This is a genomic window from Streptomyces sp. GSL17-111 (assembly GCF_037911585.1).
Taxonomy (GTDB): Bacteria; Actinomycetota; Actinomycetes; order Streptomycetales; family Streptomycetaceae; genus Streptomyces.
Window position 1 is genome coordinate 293,768 of the sequence record NZ_JBAJNS010000001.1, and the last position, 18,521, is coordinate 312,288.

General features: G+C 73.9%; 18 protein-coding genes. 10 read left to right on the plus strand and 8 right to left on the minus strand.

The window, feature by feature from the left end:
* Positions 1 to 70 precede the first annotated feature (70 nt).
* Complete coding sequence (locus V6D49_RS01365; protein WP_340556348.1) at positions 71 to 940, plus strand: acyl-CoA thioesterase; 870 nt, start codon at positions 71 to 73, stop codon at positions 938 to 940.
* Here the strand turns inward: V6D49_RS01365 and V6D49_RS01370 are convergent.
* A complete protein-coding gene (locus tag V6D49_RS01370) occupies positions 827 to 1,765 on the minus strand; it encodes a DUF6397 family protein (RefSeq protein WP_340556350.1) in 939 nt (312 codons plus the stop codon). The genes V6D49_RS01365 and V6D49_RS01370 overlap by 114 nt on opposite strands.
* Before the next feature lie 179 nt (positions 1,766 to 1,944).
* Positions 1,945 to 2,337 (minus strand): roadblock/LC7 domain-containing protein, encoded by a 393-nt coding sequence (locus tag V6D49_RS01375; RefSeq protein ID WP_340556352.1) that lies wholly within the window; start codon positions 2,335 to 2,337, stop codon positions 1,945 to 1,947.
* A gap of 87 nt (positions 2,338 to 2,424) precedes the next feature.
* On the opposite strand from V6D49_RS01375, the gene V6D49_RS01380 reads away from it, so the two are divergent.
* Positions 2,425 to 3,024, plus strand: coding sequence for a class I SAM-dependent methyltransferase (locus V6D49_RS01380; RefSeq protein WP_340556353.1), 600 nt, complete (start codon positions 2,425 to 2,427; stop codon positions 3,022 to 3,024).
* Between the two features lie 92 nt (positions 3,025 to 3,116).
* On the opposite strand, the gene V6D49_RS01385 is transcribed toward V6D49_RS01380, so the two are convergent.
* Positions 3,117 to 3,302, minus strand: a complete 186-nt coding sequence (locus V6D49_RS01385; RefSeq protein ID WP_340556354.1) for a hypothetical protein — start codon at positions 3,300 to 3,302, stop codon at positions 3,117 to 3,119.
* 180 nt (positions 3,303 to 3,482) lie between these two features.
* Here V6D49_RS01385 and V6D49_RS01390 point away from each other — a divergent pair, with 180 nt between their 5' ends.
* Positions 3,483 to 6,392, plus strand: coding sequence for a DEAD/DEAH box helicase (locus V6D49_RS01390; RefSeq protein ID WP_340556356.1), 2,910 nt, complete (start codon positions 3,483 to 3,485; stop codon positions 6,390 to 6,392).
* A 73-nt stretch (positions 6,393 to 6,465) separates the two neighbouring features.
* On the opposite strand, the gene V6D49_RS01395 is transcribed toward V6D49_RS01390, so the two are convergent.
* Positions 6,466 to 7,284, minus strand: a complete 819-nt coding sequence (locus V6D49_RS01395) for an SGNH/GDSL hydrolase family protein (RefSeq protein WP_445330449.1) — start codon at positions 7,282 to 7,284, stop codon at positions 6,466 to 6,468.
* Positions 7,285 to 7,682: 398 nt separating this feature from the next.
* Here V6D49_RS01395 and V6D49_RS01400 point away from each other — a divergent pair, with 398 nt between their 5' ends.
* The 7 genes from V6D49_RS01400 to V6D49_RS01430 all read left to right on the plus strand — a co-directional run bounded on the left by V6D49_RS01400 (position 7,683) and on the right by V6D49_RS01430 (position 15,244).
* On the plus strand, positions 7,683 to 7,931 hold the full coding sequence (locus tag V6D49_RS01400) for an SGM_3592 family protein (protein WP_340556359.1): 249 nt from the start codon (positions 7,683 to 7,685) through the stop codon (positions 7,929 to 7,931).
* 122 nt (positions 7,932 to 8,053) lie between these two features.
* Positions 8,054 to 8,602 carry a hypothetical protein gene (locus V6D49_RS01405; protein WP_340556361.1) on the plus strand — a complete coding sequence of 183 codons (549 nt, stop codon included), beginning with the start codon at positions 8,054 to 8,056 and terminating at the stop codon, positions 8,600 to 8,602.
* A 49-nt stretch (positions 8,603 to 8,651) separates the two neighbouring features.
* A complete protein-coding gene (locus tag V6D49_RS01410; RefSeq protein ID WP_340556362.1) occupies positions 8,652 to 9,440 on the plus strand; it encodes a bestrophin-like domain in 789 nt (262 codons plus the stop codon).
* A gap of 86 nt (positions 9,441 to 9,526) precedes the next feature.
* A complete protein-coding gene (locus V6D49_RS01415) occupies positions 9,527 to 10,978 on the plus strand; it encodes an acyl-CoA synthetase (protein ID WP_340556363.1) in 1,452 nt (483 codons plus the stop codon).
* Positions 10,975 to 12,378, plus strand: coding sequence for a carboxyl transferase domain-containing protein (locus V6D49_RS01420; protein WP_445330450.1), 1,404 nt, complete (start codon positions 10,975 to 10,977; stop codon positions 12,376 to 12,378). Before V6D49_RS01415 ends, V6D49_RS01420 begins: the two co-directional genes overlap by 4 nt.
* Positions 12,379 to 12,532: 154 nt before the next feature.
* The gene (locus V6D49_RS01425) at positions 12,533 to 13,810 is read left to right on the plus strand and encodes an extracellular solute-binding protein (RefSeq protein ID WP_340556365.1); all 1,278 of its coding nucleotides are present in this window, start codon (positions 12,533 to 12,535) and stop codon (positions 13,808 to 13,810) included.
* 117 nt (positions 13,811 to 13,927) lie between these two features.
* The gene (locus tag V6D49_RS01430; RefSeq protein ID WP_340556367.1) at positions 13,928 to 15,244 is read left to right on the plus strand and encodes a hypothetical protein; all 1,317 of its coding nucleotides are present in this window, start codon (positions 13,928 to 13,930) and stop codon (positions 15,242 to 15,244) included.
* Position 15,245: 1 nt separating this feature from the next.
* On the opposite strand, the gene V6D49_RS01435 is transcribed toward V6D49_RS01430, so the two are convergent.
* The 4 genes from V6D49_RS01435 to V6D49_RS01450 form a co-directional block, all read right to left on the minus strand.
* Positions 15,246 to 15,968, minus strand: coding sequence for a class I SAM-dependent methyltransferase (locus V6D49_RS01435; protein WP_340556368.1), 723 nt, complete (start codon positions 15,966 to 15,968; stop codon positions 15,246 to 15,248).
* Positions 15,965 to 16,639 carry a TIGR04282 family arsenosugar biosynthesis glycosyltransferase gene (locus V6D49_RS01440; protein ID WP_340556370.1) on the minus strand — a complete coding sequence of 225 codons (675 nt, stop codon included), beginning with the start codon at positions 16,637 to 16,639 and terminating at the stop codon, positions 15,965 to 15,967. The genes V6D49_RS01435 and V6D49_RS01440 overlap by 4 nt, the downstream gene beginning before the upstream one ends.
* A complete protein-coding gene (locus V6D49_RS01445) occupies positions 16,636 to 17,301 on the minus strand; it encodes a glycosyltransferase family 2 protein (RefSeq protein WP_340556372.1) in 666 nt (221 codons plus the stop codon). The genes V6D49_RS01440 and V6D49_RS01445 overlap by 4 nt, the downstream gene beginning before the upstream one ends.
* 124 nt (positions 17,302 to 17,425) lie before the next feature.
* Entirely contained in the window at positions 17,426 to 18,460 is a 1,035-nt protein-coding gene (locus V6D49_RS01450; RefSeq protein ID WP_340556374.1) for an NAD-dependent epimerase/dehydratase family protein, read from the minus strand.
* Positions 18,461 to 18,521: the final 61 nt, after the last annotated feature.

Here is an 18,521-nt window from a genome sequence, read left to right on the forward strand (position 1 = left end):
CCGTGGGTGCGCCTGCCGGTGCGTCGGCCGGCGGGACAGTGGCAGGGCGTGTGAGCGGAAGGGAAGCACCATGAGCGAGAGCCCGGCGGAACGGCTGGTCGATCTCCTCGATCTGGAGCGGATCGAGGCCGACATCTTCCGCGGTTCCAGCCCCCAGGAGCATCTCCAGAGGGTCTTCGGCGGGCAGGTGGCCGGGCAGGCCCTCGTGGCTGCGGGCCGCACGACGGACGGCGAGCGCCCGGTGCACTCCCTGCACGCCTACTTCCTGCGCCCGGGCGTACCAGGCGTGCCCATCGTGTACCAGGTCGAGCGGGTACGGGACGGACGCTCGTTCACCACGCGGAGAGTGGTGGCGGTGCAGCAGGGCAGGACGATCTTTCATCTGACGGCTTCCTTCCATGCGCCTGAACCGGGCATCGAGCACCAGCTGCCGCTTCGCGAGCTTCCCCGGCCGGAGAAGCTGCCGAAGCTGGCCGACGAGATCAGGGAGCACCTCGGGGAGCTGCCCGAGGCACTGGAGCGAATGGCCCGTCGGCAGCCGTTCGACATCCGGTACGTCGACCGGCTGCGCTGGACCGAGGACGAGGTACGCGGCGCCGAACCGCGCAGCGCGGTGTGGATGCGCGCGGTGGGCCCGCTGGGCGACGACCCTCTCGTGCACACCTGCGCACTGGCCTACGCCAGCGACATGATGTTGCTGGACGCGGTGCGGGTGCCCGTGGAGCCGCTCTGGGGCCCACGCGGCTTCGACATGGCCTCACTCGACCACGCCATGTGGTTCCACCGGCCGTTCCGGACCGATGAGTGGTTCCTCTACGACCAGGAGTCACCCATCGCGACCGGCGGGCGCGGGCTGGCCAGGGGGCGGATCTACGACCGTGCGGGCCGGCTGCTGGTCTCGGTGGTCCAGGAAGGGCTCTTCCGTCCCCACGGGGGCTGACGGGCGGCCGCTCTCGGCGGCACGTGCCCGGGCCAGCTCCAGCGCCAGATGCAACCGGTGCCAGCGCACCTCCTCCGGCGACCGGGCCGTGAACATCTCCCCGGCCACGGCCCGCAGCGAGGGTGAGGCGGAGCGTCCCGGCACCAGCGGGGGCCGGAGCGCCGAAAGGAGAAGCCGTTCGGCCGGGTCCGGCACCGTCTCCTCCAACACCTCGGTGGTGAGAACGGCGCCGTGGACGGCTGCGGCGCTCCAGGGCCCCTCCGCCTGACGCAGGAGCTGCCCTACGCGGCGGCCCCGCCACCAGCGCGGGCGCCAGTCAGCGCCCTCGGCCACCAGCTCCCGTACCGTGCGTGGAAGGGCGCCGTGCAGGAGACCTGGCTGCCGGGCGGCGAACTGCTCCAGCTCGACGGCCCGATACAGCCAGACCAGCCTGCGGTAGCGGTTGACCGTGAATCGCACAGGACCGACGCACCCCGCACGGGCGAGCCGGGCGAAGCGAGCTGCGGTGACGCCCAGCCGAGCGGCCCCTTCGCCGGCGCCCACCAGCAGGAGCCGGGACTGCAACGCCTCAGGGAAGCCTGGCTGAGCGCGCAGCCGCAGCACCTCGCTCCGCGACACCCGACGCCGACCCCCGGCACGGGCGGGCGGCACCGTACGCACCTCCCCCAACTCCACGGCGAGCTCGAACTCACGGGGCGCGAGACGCAGTTCCCGTGCGGCCTCCTCGCGGGTCACGCTCCTGGCCGCCTCCCGGCCCCCGCACGGGGCCACCCCGCGCACCAGGCGCCGGGAGGGAACGTCGAGCCGGTCGACACACACTGACATGGCGGTCCTCCGCTGTTGTCCGATCACTGTGTGTCACCACCGTAGGTCGTTGCGCACGGCTCCGTGTCACCTGTGGAAACCCAGGAAAAAGTCCTGTTCAGGATGGGACAGGCTCGCCCGTCACGGCCGAGCGAACCGTCGGCTGCCCCGCCACGACCGCACCGGCTTTGCCTGCCGCCTCACTGGCGGCCACGCGCGGCGACCGCAAGATGCTCCCCGACGCGGTTGACCAACAGGGTCATCTCGTAGGCGACCAGCCCGACATCGGCCTGAGCGGTGGTCAGTACGCACAGGCAGCTACCGTGCCCCGCCGGGGTCACGAACAGGATCCCGTCGTCGAACTCGATCATCGTCTGCCGCACCTGACCTGCGGCGAAGTGGTGGCCGGCCCCCTTGGCCAGACTGTGCAGTCCCGACGCCACGGCCGCGAGCCGGTCGGCGTCCTGTACCGGAATCGCCTGGCTGGCCCCCGTCACCAGCCCGTCAGTGGACAGGACCAGTGCGTGCCGCACCGTGGGAACCCGCTTGGTCACGTCCTCAAGCAGCCAGTCGAGCTGCGCGCGCAGAGCCATCCCTACCCCCTTCGTCGTGGCACCCCTACCCATGCCACCGCCACCCCAACACGGTCACGCGGCCCTGCGATGAGTGACGATGGACGCATGACGCAGTACGACGCGGCGGACGTTCGCGCCTTCTTCACCGAACGAGCGGCGGGATGGGACGCCCGCTTCCCGGACGACGGCCCGGCCTGTTCCGGCGCCGTGGACGCCCTACTGCTCCGCAGTGGCGACCGGGTGCTCGACGCCGGGTGCGGAACCGGACGAGCACTGCCGTATCTGCGCGCCGCCGTGGGCCCCCGCGGCACGGTCCTGGGCGTGGACGTCACCCCGGCCATGCTCGCCGAGGCGTCGGCCGCCGGCCGGCACCGGTCGGGCGGCCTGCTGCTGGCCGACGCCGAGCGGCTGCCGCTGCGCAACGGCACGCTGGACGCGGTGTTCGCGGCAGGGCTCCTGACACACCTGTCCGACCCGGCAGCGGGCTTGGCGGAGCTGGCACGCGTCACGACCACGGGAGGGCGGCTCGCCCTGTTCCATCCCGTAGGCAGAGCGGCACTGGCCGCCCGCCACGGCAGAGTCCTGACGCCGGACGACCTGCGGGCCGAGCCCCGGCTGCGTCCGCTGCTTCGAGCCGCCGGCTGGCGCCTGGTGTCCTACGTCGACGAGGACGCCCGCTTCCTCGCCCTCGCCGAACGGTCCTGAACCCGCGCGCCGCAAGCGCCATCGGGGCCGTGCGAGCCGTCCGCGCACGCACGGGCCCGCCCGCACCGCCGAAGGACGGGCGGGAGCAGCCGCTACCTGCCCAGCTCCCTGCGGTTGACGCGACGCAGCCGCCGACGCTGGGAGGGGTCCAGTGCCAGGTAGGCGACTGCCGGGACTCCCACCACGATCAGCAGCACGGCCCACAGGGGCAGCCCGACCAGCAGCAGCAGGAGGCCGATGGCGACCCCGCCTACCGCGACCTTCGCTCGTGTGCTCATGTCTCTTCGCCTCCTCGACGCAGGCGGACGGTCCGGCCGCCTGCCTACTAGAACGCGGTCGCGGCGTATCGCGTTCCCTCGCCCGCCCCGGTGCCGTGGAGGGACGGCGGACCGCGCGGCCGCTCCTACCGCTCGTGTTGTAGCGTCTACCACCCGAACGTACTCGTGTCGGAGGCGAGAATGGGTTTCGCCGCCTCCGTCGCCCGCACCCGGGCCACCTCCCTGAGCGGCTGCGCGGTCTCCTTCCTCCCCGCCGATCCCCCGCTGACGTCGACCGTCGCCTTCTGGCACCCGGACGGCTCCGTCCCGGGCGGGTCGGAGCCGAAGGATCTGGCTGAGCTGACGGTCGCCCTCCCCGAGGCGGACGGCACCCTCGCCCTCCGATCCGTACCCGCCCTCCGGCTCACCGCTGCCGAGGCCCTGCCCGTCCTCACCCGCGCGCGTGCGGCGGCTGCGGCTCCCCGGGAGGCGGAGGACCCGGCCCGGTCCTCGGCCGCCTTCTGGGGAGCCGCGGCGCTGCTGGCGCTTCAGCTCGCCGCCCGGGGGCGGCTGCTGTCCGGCGTCGACGCGCAGCCGCACGACACCGGGCCGGCCGGGCCGCTCCATGACGCCGACGCCCACAGGCTGCGGGAACTGGCCGACACGATGCCGTCATCCGCCCGTGCCGCCCCACGCTCGCCCACCGGACACCCACCGCTCCTTCCCGAGCCGCTGCCCTTGCTGCGGGCGTTCCTGGGCGCCGTCGCCGAGGGCCTGGGAGCTCCACCCGCCGCGGCGCCGTCCGCGCGTGGCCCGTCCGTTTCCGCGCGCGCTTCACAGCGGGCCCGCGAACGTCGGGCGCGGGCCACCGACGTGGCCGCCGAGCACGAGCCCGGGGTGCGGCTGTCCCTTCGCGTCGAGGTGCCCACGGCGGACGACGGAGAGGGCGGCGCCCGCTGCCGCGCGGTACTCCAGGTGCACAGCCATGACGGGCCCACGGTCGTCGCCGACGCCGCAGACGTGTGGGCAGGCACGCGGGCCGTGCACGGCTTCGGCCCACGTGCCCGTACGGACATCCGGCCGGCCCTGCGCCGGGCGGTCGCCGCCTGGGAGCCGCTGGCGCCCCTGCTCCACAGCGCGGTCCCAGGCGCCGTCGAACTGACCGATGGGGACGTCACCGGACTGCTCTCCCCCGCCGTCGGGCGGTCTCTCGCAGCCGCCGGGGTCGACGTGCACTGGCCGCGTGACCTGGTCCGTCCGGTCACGGCCCGGGGCGTCATCGAGCCCCGGGCGGCGTCGGCGGCCGCCGGGACCGGCGGTCCCCTCCTCTCCTCCGGCTCGTGGTACGCGTTCCGCTGGCGTGTCGCCGTCGGTGACCAGGAGCTGACCCGGGCGGAGCTGGACGCGCTGGCGGAGTCCCGCCGACCACTGGTGCGGCTGCGCGACCGGTGGGTGCTGTTGGACCTCGACGAGATCCGGCGCCGCGCCGGTCACCAGGGCCGTGCCATGGGGGCCGTCGAAGCACTCGGACATGTGCTGGCGGGTTCCGTGGAGGAGCGCGGCGAGCGGGTGGAGGTCCGGGCCGACGGGGCTCTGGAGGACCTGCGGGCATGCCTCGCCGCCCCGGAGAGCATGCCGTCCACAACCGCAGAACCGTCCCGGCCTCCGGGCCTGGCCGCTACGCTGCGCGACTACCAGCTGCACGGGTTCCGCTGGCTGCACCGCATGACGGCGCTCGGTCTCGGGGTGTGCCTCGCCGACGACATGGGCCTCGGCAAGACCGTGACGCTGATCGCCCTCCATCTCCACCGGCACACGCTGCCGGGCACGGCCGGGGCGACGCTCGTGGTGTGCCCGGCCTCCGTGCTCGGCACCTGGCGGCGAGAGATCGAGAGGTTCGCGCCGCAGACCCCGGTCCGCCGCTACCACGGGCGTGACCGGCGTCTGGACGGAGTGCGCGACGGCGAGTTCGTCCTGACGACATACGGCACGATGCGGCGGGACGCGGAGCGGCTGACGGCCGCCGGCCCCTGGTCACTCATCGTCGCCGACGAGGCCCAGCACGTGAAGAACCCCTTCTCCGTCACGGCCCGGGCGCTGCGAACGGTGCCGTCGGCCGCCCGCGTCGCGCTGACCGGTACCCCGGTGGAGAACAACCTCTCGGAGCTGTGGGCCATCCTCGACTGGACGACCCCGGGCCTGCTCGGTCCGCTGCCCGCCTTCCGGCAGCGCTACGCGGACGCCGTGGAGGGGCGTCGCGACCCCGCGACGACCGCCGCGCTGGCGCGGACGGTGCGGCCGTTCCTGCTGCGTCGCCGAAAATCTGACCCGGGCATCGCCCCGGAACTGCCGCGCAGGACGGAGACGGATCACGCGGTGCCTCTGACGACCGAGCAGGCGGGCTTGTACGAGGCCGCCGTGCGGGAGGGGTTGGCGTCCGTCTCCGGCACAGGTGGGATGGCGCGGCGCGGGCTCGTGGTGAAGCTGTTGACATCCCTCAAGCAGATCTGCAACCACCCCGCGCAGTACCTCAAGGAGGAGCCCGGCCCCACGGTCGGCGAACGGGGGCGGCTCTCCGGCCGGTCGGGGAAGCTGGAGTTCTTCGACGAACTCCTCGACACGGTCCTCGCCGAAGGGGCTGCGACCCTGGTCTTCACCCAGTACGTGCGGATGGCCCGGCTGCTCCGGGCCCACCTGGCGGCCCGGGGCGTGCCCGTACTGCTCCTGCACGGCGGCACCCCGGTGGCCCGGCGGGAGGAGATGGTCCGTCGCTTCCAGGACGGTGAGGTGCCCGTCTTCCTGCTCTCGCTCAAGGCCGCGGGTACCGGACTGAACCTCACGCGCGCCGAGCACGTGGTGCACTTCGACCGCTGGTGGAACCCGGCGGTCGAGGCCCAGGCCACCGATCGGGCGTACCGGATCGGTCAGACGCGGCCCGTCCAGGTGCACCGGCTGGTCGCCGAGGGCACCGTCGAGGACCGTGTCGCGGAGCTGCTCGCGCGCAAGCGGGGCCTTGCCGACGCCGTGCTCGGGGGAGGTGAGGGGGCGCTGACCGAACTCACCGACGCCGAACTGGCGGGCCTCGTCGAGCTGCGTGAGCGCGGTGCGTGACGCGCGACCGCGGTGCGGCCCCGATGCTGTCGGGGCCGCACCGCGACGACGGGCGTTCCGCGGTGCGCCGGTGTCAGGCCAGGCTTTCCATCACCGGGTAGTAGCCGCCGGACTGGCCGGCCGCGGTCGGGTGGTAGGAGTCGCCGACCGGCCAGGTCACGCTGTGCAGCCAGGGCGCGGAGGAGCAGATCTCGTGGCCGGTGAAGGCGCCACGGACGTCGCCGTACGTGAAGCCGTGGTCGGCGGCGCGCTTGCCGGTGACCTCGCTCAGGTCGTCGGAGGCGGCGTTGATGGCCGCGCGCGACCGCTCGCTGATGCCGAACCAGCAACTTCCGTTGAGCTGGTACATGCGCGGGTAACCGAGCACGACGACGTGCGCGTTGGGGGCCTTGGCCCGGATGGCGTCGTACGCCGCGTCGAGGCGGGACGGGAGGGTGTTGTTGATGTAGGCGCGGGCCTGCTCGACGCGTGCGACGCAGGCGCTCTCACTTTCCAGTACGCAGGTGGTCATGGCGTCGGCGAAACCCGCGTCGTTGCCGCCGATCGAGATGCTGACGAGGGTCGTCGAGGAGTTGAGGGGACCGAGCTGGTTGTTGATCACGTCCGGGGTGCGCGCACCCGAACAGGCGGTGAAGGAGAAGGACGTCGGGGCGTTGGCGTTGCGCCACAGGTGCGGATAGGCGCGGGTGCTGCGCTTGCAGTCGCCCGCCTCGTAGCTGCCGGCACCGACGCCGGAGGAGTAGGAATCGCCGAGGGCGACGTAGTTGACGGATGCTTCCTGGGCGGTGGCGGTGGCTCCGCTCAAGCCGGTGAGAGCGAGGAGCGCTGCCACGGTGGCCGAAACGGACGCGAATCTGGACAGTCTCACAAAACCTCCCGTGGTGGGGGACATGGAGGAACGCCTGTGGCATCTGTCGTAGCAGCGCCCGACCCGTTCGAGAAGTGTCCATGCCAAAAGTCATGTGCTCTTTCCTTGCGTGAACGACAGAAGATCCCGCATGTACCGGCACACACGAGGGAAATGACGGCCAATCACTCAATGGAGCGACAGAACCACGCATCGGTGGACTACTTGCCTGCGGGAGACTCGATCAACCGGGGAAGGGTCCGGCCCGAGGCAGGCCCGAACCCCCTCCCTCGCCCACCGCCACCACCGCCCACCGCTCTCACAAGGAGCAACAGGGAGTCACCGAGTGTCGCGACCTGCCCCATCGGAGACCTCGGGAATGATTCGCGTCCCTTGGGCGTTGTAGAGGGACTGGGAGGCGATCCGTCGGACGGGAGGCTGCCGTGGAGCCCGAGCCGCAGGACAGAGACGAGAGCCGCGGGGACGAGTGGGACGATCTGGAGCTCGATGAGCGCTTCATCCGTGACGCTCAGGTGCGCGAGCCCGCCGCCCGCACGCGGATGCTGAGGGAGCGGTGGAAGAACAGCCCTCCCGAGCCACAGCCCTGGCGAGCGGACGACCCGCCGGCGGGATGGCTCTTCAGCCGTGGGCGGCGGCAGCAGCGCAAGCGGCGTAAGCGCGGGGAGGAGTAGGAGCCTCGCGTCCGGCCCCCCAGGTGCGTGGCAGGTAACCCTTCTCTGCTGATTTTCATCAGAACCGGGGATTTAGCCCGCTTGGAGCAGTGCGCCGGTTCGGCAGCGCGCACGATCGCCCCATGGGAGATCTTCGGGACCGCACCGGCGTGGCCGCATTCGTGATCGGGCTGCTGCTGTGGAGCGGCGCCTCATCGGCCTCGGCTGTGTCCCCCTTCGACTCCTGCGCCTTCGCGGGGGGCGACGGCTCGGTGCGCGACCTCATGGAGCGAGCGCGGGCCGGTGAGTCCATCGAGAGCCTGTGCCGCTCGGTGAGGCCCCCCGCCCCACCGGCTCCCGAACCCCCGCCGCCCCTGCCCGCTCCGGAACCGCCGCCCGCGCCACCACCTCTGGAACCGCCTCCGCCACCAGCGCCGCCGGAGCCCCCGCCCGCCCCGCCGCCCGCGCCCGAACCCGAGCCGGAGCCGGAGCCGGAGCCGGAGCCGACCCCTCCCGCCGCTCCGGAGCCCGAACAGCGACTCGTCGGGCCCCCCTACGCCTCGGCGGCCCGTGAACTCCCCGAGCCCAGCCTGTCCACGACGAGCCGGATGCTGCTGATCGTCGCGCCCGCCGTCCTGGCCGCAGCCGCCCTGCGCCCCCGCTCCGGCGCCCCGACCTCCCGCTCCGAGTAGTCCCGCCCCGCCCGCCCCGCCGGTCCCGCCCGCCCCACCTGGAGGTTCCTTGTCCGCTTGGCTCATGCTCGCGCTGGCCATGACCTCGTCCTGTGCCCTCGTCCTCGCCGGTGTCGTGATCTGGCAGCGCGGGCGCGAACGCCGGGCCGGCCCGGAGGAGCAATCGGAGGACATCTCCCAGACCCCCGATGTGATCGAGTACCTGATCATGATGATCGGAGTCGTGTACGCCATCGTGCTGGGTCTGGCCATCGCGGGCGTCTGGGAGGCACGCGACGGGGCCACGGAGTGGGTGCGGCTGGAGGCACAGGCCCTGCACGAGATCGACGAACGCGTCGAGGCGTACCCGGATCCGGTCCGCGACCAGGTGCGCTCCGACGTGGACGCCTACGTCGCGTACACCGTCGGCAAGGAGTGGCCGCAGATGAACGCCCAGGGCGAACTCACCGCGAGGGGCGACACCTTGTTCCACCGCGTGCGCACCGGTGTCACCGGATTCGAACCCGGCACGACGCTGGAGTCGCACGCCTACCCCGGCCTCGTCGACCAGGTGGCGGCCGCCGACGAGGCACGTACCGCGCGTGGCCAAAGCGCGGGTTCGACGATGCCGGGCGTGGTGTGGTTCGGCCTCATCGCCGGAGCTCTGGTGGTCGTCGGCATGGTCTTCGCCCTCCAGATCGGCCGTACGGCGCGCGAGCTGCTCCTGGCGGGCCTCTTCAGCGCCCTGATCGCCTTCCTGCTCTTCCTGATCTGGCACTTCGACGCGCCGTACGCGCGCGGCGTCGCCGACGCCACCGAACCCTTCACCACACTTCTCCCCCAGGCCTTCGCGGGCTGATCACACCGGGCACCTCCCGCCCTTGCCGCACGACGGCTTCGCTGATGAGATCGTGAGCCAGGAGATCACCCAGCGAAGGAGCCCGCGTGTCTGCCCTCTTTCCCGCGCTCGGCAAGGAAGCGGCCGCACCGGCCCTGTGCTTCGGCGACGAGGTCATCGGCTATCCGAGGCTGCGCGAGGCCACGGGCGCGCTCGCCGCGGAGCTGGCCGGACGCGACCGGGTGGCCGTGTGGGCGACGCCGACGCCCGCCACGGTGGTCGGCGTCGTGGCGGCCGTGTTGGCGGGCGTCCCCGTGGTGCCTCTCAATCCGCGCAGCGGCGAGCGCGAGCTGGCCCACGTTCTGGCGGACTGCGCCCCGGACCTCCTCCTCACCGGGCCCGAGGACGAGCTACCGGAGGTGGCGGCGGGACAGGAGCGGCTGACGGTCGTCACCGAGCGGCCCGAGGGCGGTGCCCCGGTGCCCGCCGCTTTGGAGCCCGGCCGGGACGACCGCGCCGCTCTCATCGTCTACACCTCGGGGACCACCGGTGCTCCGAAGGGCGTGGTGCTGTCCCGTCGCGCGATCGCGGCCACGCTGGACGACGTGGCCGAGGCCTGGCGGTGGACGGACGAGGACGTCCTGGTGCACGCCCTGCCGCTGTTCCACGTCCACGGCTTGATCCTCGGTGCGCTCGGCCCGCTGCGCCGGGGCGGGACCGTCCGCCACCTGGGCCGGTTCTCCGTCGACGGGGTCGCCCGGGGCTTGACCGAGCAGGGCGGCACCATGTTCTTCGGCGTTCCCACGATGTACCACCGGCTCGCCGAGGCGGCCGGCCAGGACGCCGCGGTGGCCTCGGCGCTGCGGAGCGCCCGGCTGCTGGTGTCCGGTTCGGCCGCGCTCCCGCTGCGCGACCATGAGCGGATCCGGGCCGCCGCCGGGGCCCGGGTGATCGAGCGCTACGGCATGACGGAGACGCTCATGAACACGAGCACCCGCGTGGACGGGCCGTCCCGGCCCGGCACGGTCGGAGTGCCGCTGCCCGGGGTGGACGTGCGGCTCGTGGACGAGAAGGGGGAGCGGATCGAGGGCGGTGACGGCGAGACCGTCGGAGAGCTGCAGGTGCGCGGCCCCAGCCTGTTCACCGAGTACCTGAACCGTCCCGACGCGACGGCCGAGGCCTTCGACGGCGGCTGGTTCCGCACCGGCGACATGGCGACGCGTGACGCCGAGGGCTACTACCGCATCGTCGGCCGTAGCTCGACGGACCTCATCAAGAGCGGCGGCTACAAGATCGGCGCCGGGGAGATCGAGAACGTCCTGCTCGAGTGTCCGGGCGTGCGCGAAACGGCGGTGACGGGTGAGCCCGACCCCGATCTCGGGGAGCGTGTCGTCGCCTGGGTCGTCCCGGTGGACGAGGCCTCCCCGCCGGACGGGGAGCAGCTCGCCGAGCAGGTCGCCGCGCAACTGTCACCCCACAAGCGGCCACGCGTCGTCCGGTTCGTCGCGGCCCTGCCGCGCAACGACATGGGGAAGGTCATGAAGCGGGAGCTCGGGTGAGCCGCCGGGAGGATCCCGCGTCCGCACGGGCCGCGCTCGCCCTGGTCACGGACGACTTCCACGCGTTCGACGCCCCGCCGGACGGCCCCGGGGGCCTGTCCGGCGCACCGTCCACGGGTGCGGCGGCCCCCCGGGACGACGGGCCGCTGGGCTGGGCCGGTTACGGCGAGGCGCTGGCCCGCGCCCGGGACCGGACCGGGGAACGGGAGGCGGTCGTCTGCGGAACCGGCCGCGTGGGCGAGGTCGAGGCGGTGCTGATCTCCTTCGATTTCGGGTTCCTGGGGGGTTCGCTCGGGCAGCGGACCGGCGATCTCCTGGAGCTCGCCCACGTCCGGGCGCGCGCGCTGCGGCTGCCCGTCGTCTCCCTCATCGCCACCGGCGGCAGCCGGATGCAGGAGGGCATGCGCGCTCTGAGCCAACTCCACCGCGTGGCACGGCAGTCGGCGCTCACCCGTGCGGACGGGCTGGCCCAGGTGGCGGTCGTCCGGGATCCGGCGACGGGCGGTGGCTGGGCGACGCTGGGCGCGGGGGCCGACGTCGTCCTGGCCCTTCCCGGCGCGCAGGTGGGGTTCGCCGGCTCCCGGGTACGTCCCGCCGACGCGGACCCGGCGGCGTACAGCGCGGAGGGCCAGCTCGGCACCGGGCACGTGGACGGGATCGTGGCACCGGGGGAGCTGCGGACGGCCGTGGGCCGCTGGCTGGGTCTGTTGACCCGGCCCGCGGCGGGGCCCGCCCGGCCCCCGGCGGCGCTCGGTGACGCCCGTCTCCCGGACAGCGGCTGGGCCGCGGTGCGCGGGGCGCGCGCAGCCCGTCGTCCCCGGGCGGACGCCTATCTCGACGTCCACTTCGGCGTGCGGGAGGAGCTGAGCGGGGACCGTTGCGGCGGGGTGGACGCAGGCGTGCGCTGCGGGTTCGGGGAGCGGTTCGGACGGACGGTGGCGTACGCCGCGCAGCTGGGCACGCCCACGCGTCCGGCGGGCTTCCGGACGGTGGCCCGGCTCGTCCGGCTCGCGGGACGGCTGGGGACGCCGGTGCTGACGCTCGTCGACACGCCGGGGGCCGCCAACGACGCGGCGGCGGAGCGGGCGGGGGCGGGGGCGGCGATCGCCGAGTGCTTCGCCGCCGTGGCCGAGTCCCCCGTGCCGGTGACGACCCTGGTCATCGGCCAGGGCGGCTCGGGCGGCGCACTGGCGCTGGCGGCGCCCGGCCGGACCTGGGTCACGCCGAACAGCTACTTCTCGGTGATCGGGCCCGAGTGGGCGGCGGCCATCCTCAAGCGGGCCCCGCAGGAGGTGCCCAGGACGGCGGACGAGCTGCGGGTTCGGCCGCAGGACCTGGTGGCCCTGGGCGTCGTGGAGGGCATCGTCGGCCTCGCGCGGACCCCGGGCGGGGCGAGCTGAGCGGGGCGGACGGGGGCGCAGCCGGACACCGCCCGTTCAGCATTTCGTCCCGTCAGCTTGACCTGCCCCTTGGTCTATGCCAATCCTTGCGTCTGCCTCCCCCCACGGAGAACTGTTCACGCATCGCCCCGGCACGGGGAACAAGGGGTGAGGTATGCCCGAAGGCACATGGGAACGTCTGGTCCGCGGCGCGTCCGCCGCGCTGCTGGCCTGCACGATGGCCGCCTGCGGCGGTCCCTCGGACTCCGCGGAGGCCGACGAGCCGCTGCGGGTGTGGCTGATGCGCAACAGCCTCAACGAGGAGCTGACCCAGCGCATCGTGGCGGACTTCGAGGAGAACCATCCGGGCCGTGAGGTCGAGGTCACGGTGCAGGAGTGGGCGGGGATCGGCGAGAAGGTCTCCCAGGCACTGGCCTCCGACGACGCCCCCGACCTCATCGAGGTGGGCAACACCCAGGTCGCCCGGTACGTCGCGAGCGGCGGCGTCTCCAACCTCACCCTGAAGGTGCCCGAACTGGGCGGTGACGACTGGATCGCGGGTCTGGAGGAGCCCGGGAAGATCAACGGCTACCAGTACGGCATCCCCTACTACGGAGCCAACCGGGTCGTCATCTACCGCAAGGACCTCTTCGAAGCGGCCGGGATCACCGAGCCGCCCGCCGACCGCGAGGAATGGCTGGAGATCACCGAGCGGCTGAACCGGCCGGAGATCGGCCAGCAGGGCATCTACCTGCCCGGGCAGAACTGGTACGTGCTGGCGGGCTTCATCTGGGACGAGGGCGGCGATCTCGCCGTGGAGCTCAGTGGCCGCTGGGAGGGTGCCCTGGACACGCCCGAGGCGGTGCGCGGCATGGAGTTCTACGAGGAACTGCACGCGCTCGGCGACGCACCGGCCGACCGCGACGAGGCCGAGCCCGAGCACGGCGAGGTCTTCGCCGAGAACGAGGTCGCCCAGCTCATCGCCCCGCCGGGACACAGCCGCCTCATCACCGAGCTCAACCCCGAGCTCGAGGGCGAACTGGGCTACTTCCCGGTGCCCGGGCCCGAGGCCGGCACGCCCGGCGCCGTCTTCACCGGCGGTTCGGTGCTGATCCTTCCCGAGAACGCCCGCGACCCCGAAGGGGGTTACGCGTTCCTGGAGACCCTCACCAGTGACACGTGGCAGCGGGAGATCGCCCGCACGATGAGCTACGTCCCCAGCAAGACGACGCTGATGGACGCCCTGGACGGGGACCCGGGGGCGAAGGCCATGGCCGAGGGCGCCGAGGGCGGTCGGGCGACGCCCAACTCACCGTCCTGGGCGGACCTGGAGGCGGACAACCCGATCAAGGCGTACCAGACGGAGGTCCTGACCGGCGCGGACCCGCAGACGGCCGCCGAGCGGGCCTCGGAGGCCATCACCGCACTCCTGAGGTCGGGGGGCGGCGGCTGATCGGCCGCAGCCGTCAGGACGCGGGAGCCGGCGACCGGACGATCCGGAGCCCCGTCCGACCGGTGACGACGGGCGAGCCAGCGCGGTTACCACGGCCCTCCGTCCTACGGTGAGCACGTGGAACCGTGCCCCTCACCTCGCAAGGACCTGTACGCGGCCGGGGCGGCCGTCCTGCTGTTCGCCGTCGCGGCGCTCGTCGGCCACCACGTCCAGGAACGGACGGAGGCGCTGCGGCTCCGCTGGCCCCCGCTGTACGCGTACTGGGAACCGCACGTGGGGCCGGGCACCCCGGCCGCGCTGGCGGTCGCCGTCCTCGTCATCGCCTACGGCCCCCGGATCGCTGCGCGGCTGGGCGGTCCGGCGCTGGCCTGGGCGGCGTTCGCGGGTTCGCTCGCGTGGATCTGGTCGCTGGCGCTCGTCGACGGCTGGGAACGCGGCATCGCCGGGCGGCTGACCACCAAGTACGAGTACCTGCGGTCGGTCGACGGGGTCGAGGACGTCGGAGCCATGCTGCGCGGATTCACCGGCCGCATCCTCTACGAGTCCCCCGACAACTGGCCGGCGCACGTGGCCGGGCATCCACCGGGCGCGCTCCTCACCTTCGTCGGGCTCGACCGGATCGGCTTGTCCGGCGGCGGCTGGGCCGGCGCCTTCTGCATCGTCACCGCCGCCTCGGCGGCGGCCGCGGCCGTGGTGGCCGTGCGCGCCCTGGCCGGGCTGGAGACGGCACGGCGTGCGGCGCCCTTCCTCGTCCTGGCACCGGCGGCCGTGTGGATGGGCACCTCCGCCGACGGCTACTTCACCGGGGTCAGCGCGTGGGCCGTGGCCCTGCTGGCGCTCGCGGCGACCGGTGCCGTCCGGCGACCGTGGCTCGCCGGGCTGGGTTCGGGTGTGCTGTTCGGATGGACCCTGTACCTGTCGTACGGGCTCACGCTGATGGCCGTCATCGGGCTGGCCGTCCTCGTGGCCGCGCGCACGGTGCGGCCACTGCCGTGGGTGCTGCTGGGTGCGGCACCGTGGGTGGGGGTGTTCACCCTGGCCGGGTTCTGGTGGCTGGAGGGGTACCTGACCCTGCGGGTGCGCTACTACGCCGGAGCGGCGGGCATCCGGCCCTACTGGTACTACGTGTGGGGGAACCTGGCGGCCCAGGTCGTCTCGGTCGGCCTCGCCGGTGTCGCCGGTCTGCGGCGGGCCGCCTCCCGGCTGCGCGCGCCGTCGCCGCTGGCCGTGCTCGTCCTCGGAGCGGCACTCGCCATGCTCATCGCCGACCTGTCGGGCATGAGCAAGGCGGAGACGGAGCGCATCTGGCTGCCGTTCGCCCTGTGGCTGCTGCCGGGAGCGGCCCTGCTGCCCGGGCGCCACCACCGGTGGTGGCTGGCGGCCCAGGCAGCGGTGGCGCTGTCCGTCAACCATCTGCTGCTGACGGGCTGGTGAGCTAGCGGCGGAGCCGGACCACCGCTCCGCGCGGGCCGGTGGCCGGCTTCCCGCCGCGGACCGGACGCAGACTCAGGAATCGCCGGTCTCCGCACGTCCACTCCTCGAGCACGTGCCAGCCCGCCGCGCGGGCCCGGCGGCGCAGGGCGGCCACTCCGAGGCGGGCCCACCAGAACGGGGGCCCGAAGACGCCGTCGGAGTCCTGCAGCCGGACCTCGATCTGCTCGTCGACCTCGCAGGCGGCCGCTTCGGCGAGCAGCGTCCCGCCCGGGCCGAGCAGCGCGCCCACCCGGTCGAGCAGGGCGGCGACGTCTCCGCCGATCCCGATGTTCCCGTCCATCAGGAGCGCGCTGCCCCACCGTCCTTCGTCCGGCAGCTCGTCGAACACCGAACGGCACACGGCCGCCCCGCCCAGGGCCCGCGCCCGGTGCACGGCGGCGGGCGCGGAGTCGACCCCGAGGGCGGTCCGGCCGAGCCGGGCGAGCGCGGCGACCAGCCGGCCCGGGCCGCAGCCGAGGTCGATGACGCTGTCGGCGCACCGCCGCAGCACGGAGAGGTCCGCCTCGTCGGCGCCGGCACACCACCGTTCCACCTCCAGCGGCAGGAGCCAGCCGTCCGCGCGGCGCAGGAACAGCGGCCCGCGACCCGACTCCAGGGCCCGGGCGTAGGGGTCGGCGTGCCAGGGGAGCTGCTGATCCCCCCTCAGCGGTACGGTCGTCGTCATCGCACCCCCGCCCGGCGCACGGCGGCGTGCGTCGCGGAGAACCGGCGCCCGCCGAGGGCCGCCGACCGGACCGCGACCGCGGCGGCGTCCTCGGCCACGTCCACGTCCCGCAGCACGGGCAGAGCTCCGACGCGCAGGCCCGCCGCGCGGAGCCGGGCGCGCTGCTCCGCGCCGGTGCGCGGCGTCGACATCGGCACGCCGCGGACGAGACCCGGGTCGGGCTGTTCGAGCGCCAGGCACCAGAAGCCGCCGTCGGCGGCGGCGCCGAGCCAGGCGTCGTGCGACGCCCAGCCGTCCGCCGCGAGGACGGGGGCGAGGTGCTGCGGCGTCACCTGCGGGGTGTCCATCCCGAGCAGCAGCGTGGGGCCGTCGCAGCCGGCGAAGGCATCGGCGATCCGTTCGTCGAGCGTGCCGGGCGCCTGCGGCCGGACGTCGAACCCCTCGGGGACCCAGGGGCCGGGCCGTCCGTCCAGGACGAGTACCCGGCGTCGCACCGGCAGGGCCGCGACGACGTCCAGCGTGTCGGCGAGCGCCGCCGCGGCCAGGTCGGCCGCCTCCTGCGGCGTGAAGGGTGGGGTGAGGCGGGTCTTGACCCGTCCGGGGACCGGTTCCTTGGCGATCACGAGCACCGTGGGGCCGGACGGCGGCGACTGCGCGGGCACGGTCGTCATCGCAGCACCGCCCGCATGTCCCGCACGGCACGGGCGGTCCCCAGCCAGGTCCCGGTGACCTTGGAGCGGCCGGTGCGGGGCTGGTAGGCCACCGACGTCTCCTGGATGCGCCAGCCCGCCCGGACGGCGCGCATCACCATCTCCAGGGGGTAGCCGCTGCGTCGGTCGCTGATGCCCAGACGCAGCAGGCCCTCGCGGCGGGCGGCCCGCAGGGGGCCGAGGTCGTGCAGCGGCACGCCGGTCCGGCGTCGGACCATGCGGGCCAGCGCGCGGTTTCCCATCCGCGCGTGCAGGGGCCAGGCGCCCCGCGCGGTGGGCTCCCGGCGGGCCAGCACGAGGTCCGCCTCGCCCGCGCGCACCGACCCGGCGACAGCTTCGACCGCCGCCGGGTCCAAGGAGCCGTCGCAGTCGCAGAACGCGACGATGTCCGTCTCGGCCTCGCGCAGACCCGCGTCACAGGCGGCGCCGAAACCGCGTTTCGGCTCGCGCACCACGCGGGCCCCCAGCTCCCGGGCGATCTCCGCGGACCCGTCGGTGGAGCCGTTGTCCACGACGATCGCCGTCCAGCCCTGCGGCACCCGTCCCAGGACCCACGGCAGGGCCGCCGCTTCGTCCAGACACGGCAGCACCAGACTTCCTCGCTGCGTTGGGGTGGTGTTCATCCGCCTCACCCTAAGAGGACAAAGGCCCTGATTCGGACTGCATCACCGCGCGAAACGCGGATGTTTCCCTCGCGCCGGGGCCGGGCGGGACGGTTCGCCGACCGCCGGACGGGTGCCCGGGCCGTCATCGCTCCGCGGGACCCAGCGGCGCGCGGGCGAAGTGCTCCATTCCCCTGCTGAAGGGCGTCCGGGGCCGCCACCCGAGCTCCTCCCGCAGCCGCCTTGAGGAGGCGGTGATGTGCCGGACGTCGCCCAGCCGGTACTCACCGGTGACCTGCGGCGCGGGCCCGCCGAACGCGGCGGCCAGGGCCCGGGCCATCTCGCCCACCGTGTGCGGCTCGCCGCTGCCGGTGTTGTAGGCCCGCAGTTCGCCCTCCGGCCGCTCCCCCACCGCCTCCAGCGCCGTGACGTTGGCCGCCGCCACGTCGGTCACCTCGACGAAGTCCCGGCGCTGGCCGCCGTCCTCGAAGACCTGCGGGGGCAGCCCCCGCTCCAGGGCGGAGCGGAAGAAGGACGCGACGCCCGCGTACGGCGTGTCCCGCGGCATCCCCGCGCCGTAGACGTTGTGGTAGCGCAGGCTGATGGCCCGGCCGCCGGTCGCCCGCGCCCAGGCGGCCGCGAGGTGCTCCTGCGCGAGCTTGGTGCCGGCGTACACGTTGCGCGGGTCGACCGGCGCGTCCTCCTCGACGAGCCCCGGCCGCAGCTCGGCCCCGCACTCCGGGCACGGCGGCTCGAAGAGGCCCGACGCCAGTGCCGCCGCCGACCGCGGGCCCGGCCGGACGAGGCCGTGGTCCGGGCAGACGTAGCGACCCTCCCCGTACACCACCATGGAGCCCGCGAGGACCAGGCGGCCCACTCCCGCCCGCGCCATCTGCTCCAGCAGGACGGCCGTCCCGAGGTCGTTGACGCCCACGTACGCGGCGGCGTCCGCGAAGCCCTTGCCGAGCCCCACCATCGCCGCCTGGTGGCTGACGGCATCCACTCCGGTGAGTGCGCGGGCGACGGCGTCGGGGTCCCGTACGTCGCCCCGGAGCTCGCCCTCCTCCCCGTCCTTCGGTGCGGCGACGTCGAAGACGACCGCCTCATGACCCGCGGCGCGCAGCGCCGCAACGATGTGGGAGCCGATGAACCCGGCTCCGCCGGTGACCAGGACACGCATGCGGCCACGCTACGGCCGCCGGGCACACATCGGGCGGACCCCGCCGGAGTGTCACCCCGCA